The organism is Arthrobacter sp. CAN_A214, from assembly GCF_015751955.1.
In the GTDB taxonomy this organism is placed as follows: Bacteria; Actinomycetota; Actinomycetes; order Actinomycetales; family Micrococcaceae; genus Arthrobacter_D.
In genome coordinates this window covers 1-1949 of record NZ_JADOUU010000083.1, presented here as the reverse complement: position 1 = coordinate 1949, position 1949 = coordinate 1, and the positions used below count along the sequence as shown (strand labels likewise).

The 1949-nt window shown below is 59.3% G+C and carries 2 protein-coding genes; both read left to right on the top strand.

From position 1 onward, the window contains the following. Positions 1-11: 11 nt before the first annotated feature. Entirely contained in the window at positions 12-956 is a 945-nt protein-coding gene (locus IWX65_RS17495; protein ID WP_196884826.1) for a carbohydrate ABC transporter permease, read from the top strand. Then, a complete protein-coding gene (locus tag IWX65_RS17490; protein ID WP_196884825.1) occupies positions 946-1938 on the top strand; it encodes a carbohydrate ABC transporter permease in 993 nt (330 codons plus the stop codon). The genes IWX65_RS17495 and IWX65_RS17490 overlap by 11 nt, the downstream gene beginning before the upstream one ends. The last annotated feature ends 11 nt before the right edge of the window (positions 1939-1949 follow it).

The following is a 1949-nucleotide window of genomic DNA, read 5'->3' as shown; positions in this document are numbered from 1 at the left end:
GTGGGTGGGTTATGTCGGTTTTGAGTGAGCTTTCTGATTTGAAGCGGGTCAAGGGTGGTGGGAAGCGGAAGCTGACGGCGGGTGAGAAGAAGGAGGAGCGGGCGGGTTTCCTGTTTCTTGGTCCGTGGATTGTTGGTTTGGTGCTCATTACGATCGGGCCGATGATCGCGTCGTTGTATTTGTCGTTCACGGATTACAACTTGTTGCAGGCCCCGGAGTGGGTGGGGTTGGAGAATTATGCGCGGATGTTGGATGATCCGCGGTTGATGAATTCGTTGAAGGTCACGTTCTTGTTCGTGTTCATTTCGGTGCCGTTGCAGTTGGCTGCGGCGCTGGGTTTGGCCCTGGTGTTGGATCGGGGGTTGCGCGGGATGGGGTTGTACCGTTCGGTGTATTACCTGCCGTCCCTGTTGGGTGGTTCGGTGGCCATTGCGGTGTTGTGGCGTCAGATCTTCGGTACCCAGGGCCTGGTGAATCAGGTGTTGGGTGCTTTCGGGATTCAGGGTCAGGGGTGGATTTCGGATCCCTCGACGGCTCTGGGGACGTTGATGATCCTGAATATTTGGACGTTCGGGGCGCCGATGATCATTTTCCTGGCCGGGTTGCGGCAGATTCCCACGATGTATTACGAGGCCGCGTCGGTGGATGCGGCCTCGAAATTCCGGCAGTTGGCCACGATCACCCTGCCGTTGCTGACGCCGATCATTTTCTTCAACCTGGTGTTGCAGATCATCGGGGCGTTTCAGTCCTTCACGCAGGCCTTCGTGGTCTCCGGCGGGACGGGCGGGCCGGCGGATTCGACCATGTTCTATACGTTGTATCTCTATCAGAAAGGCTTCGGGAACTTCGATATGGGTTACGCCTCGGCGATGGCCTGGCTGTTGTTGGTGATCATCGCGATTTTCACGTTCATCAATTTCATCGCCTCGAAGTACTGGGTGTTCTATGACGACTAATATTCAGGCCCAACCCGCCCAGGGCGCCGACGCCCCCACCCCGCCGACTTCCGGCAAACCCAGCAAGCACGGCAAGCACGGCAGGTTCGGATCCGGCAGGTTCGGATCCGGCAGGTCGGGATCCGATAGGCCCGGGGTGTCCGCGCAGCGGCGTAAGGAGCGGTGGCGGCGGGCGGGCAAGCATGTGCTGCTGAGCGGTTTCGGGTTGCTGATGCTGTATCCGCTGTTGTGGATGCTGGTGTCCTCGCTGCGGCCCAATGACGAGATTTTCCGGCTTTCGGGTTTGTGGTTGACGACGTTCGAGACGGAGAACTACACCAGTGGCTGGACGGCGCTGGCTTCCCCGTTCGGGCATTACATGGTGAACTCCATGATCATCGTGTTCGGCTCGATCGTGGGGAACCTGGTGTCCTGCTCGATGGCCGCGTACGCCTTCGCCCGGTTGCGGTTCCGCAAACGCAACCTGCTCTTCGCGATCATGCTCATGACCGTGATGCTGCCCATCCACGTGGTCATCGTCCCGCAATACATCATCTTCTCGGAACTGGGGTGGGTGAACACGTTCATTCCGCTGATCCTGCCCAAACTCCTGGCCACGGATGCGTTCTTCGTGTTCCTGATGGTCCAGTTCATCCGCGGCCTGCCCCGGGAACTCGATGAAGCCGCCCGCATCGATGGCTGCGGACACGTGGCGATCTTCACCAAAATCATCCTTCCCCTGATGCTCCCGGCCCTGGCCACGACCGCGATCTTCACGTTCATCTGGACCTGGAACGATTTCTTCTCCCAACTCATCTACCTCACCGACCCCACCATGTACACGGTCCCGGTCGCCCTGCGCTCCTTCGTGGACTCCACCGCGACCTCCTCCTGGGGCTCCATGTTCGCCATGTCCGTCGTGTCCCTCCTCCCGGTCTTCCTGGTCTTCCTCTTCGGCCAGAAATACCTCGTCAAAGGCATCGCCACCACCGGCGGCAAATAAACCACCACCGG

Bases quoted from the DNA above. Each gene is read 5' to 3' on its own strand.
- IWX65_RS17490 (WP_196884825.1), top strand. From the start codon at position 946: ATGACGACTAATATTCAGGCCCAACCCGCCCAGGGCGCCGACGCCCCC.
- IWX65_RS17495 (WP_196884826.1), top strand. From the start codon at position 12: ATGTCGGTTTTGAGTGAGCTTTCTGATTTGAAGCGGGTCAAGGGTGGT.